The organism is Enterobacter cloacae complex sp. OE43NF, assembly GCF_023544405.1.
Lineage (GTDB): Bacteria > Pseudomonadota > Gammaproteobacteria > Enterobacterales > Enterobacteriaceae > Enterobacter > Enterobacter cloacae.
Genome location: NZ_JAMJFW010000150.1, coordinates 1 through 651, shown reverse-complemented (window position 1 = coordinate 651; position 651 = coordinate 1). Strand labels below are relative to the sequence as shown.

Here is a 651-nt window from a genome sequence, read left to right as displayed (position 1 = left end):
ACGGCAACTTATTCATCCGTTATTTGCATATTCTCCATGCAACATACGGCGATTAATTATTAGGGCTTCGCTGGCTTCTTTTTTTGATTTGAATCTTCCGGAAAAAGCTATTTTGCTGCCTTTCCATATAGTCGCGACCCACTCATTTCTTTTCTCATCACGGAATATTCCTTTTATCCCGCTGCGATTGTTCTTATTTAACTTCCTGTTGAACTGGTTTTGAGAGGCATTGACACTGCGGAGGTTATTAATTTTGTTATTTTTTCTATTCGTATCTACGTGATCAATAAATTCAGGCATACATCCATTGAACAATGCATAGACGACGCGATGAGCAAGATAGTCCTTGCCCTTAAGGCGCAACCTCCAATACCCCTTGCAATCAACATTTCCCGCGACACTCCCAGCCATAATTCGGCTCATTGGGGATTTTTTCCAGCGAAGAAAGGATGGGCTGCTTTCGTCGTATTCTAGATATTCAATAAATAGAGCGATTAATGATTCAGTATTCATTTGCGTCTTCCTGCAGGAACGAGCCTCGTTGCCCAGAAACGTCGCCCACAGAGAAGCCGCCGCTTATAACGACGAATCTCCGAAGCTCGTTTCTGCAGGGCTCTGTGTTTTCTTTGGTGCTGGGCATGGCACGTGAAT

1 protein-coding gene is annotated in these 651 nt (G+C 43.6%); it reads right to left on the bottom strand.

Features of this window, described 5'->3' with window-relative positions:
* Positions 1-12 precede the first annotated feature (12 nt).
* The gene (locus M8370_RS23425; protein WP_219987092.1) at positions 13-513 is read right to left on the bottom strand and encodes an HNH endonuclease; all 501 of its coding nucleotides are present in this window, start codon (positions 511-513) and stop codon (positions 13-15) included.
* Positions 514-651: the final 138 nt, after the last annotated feature.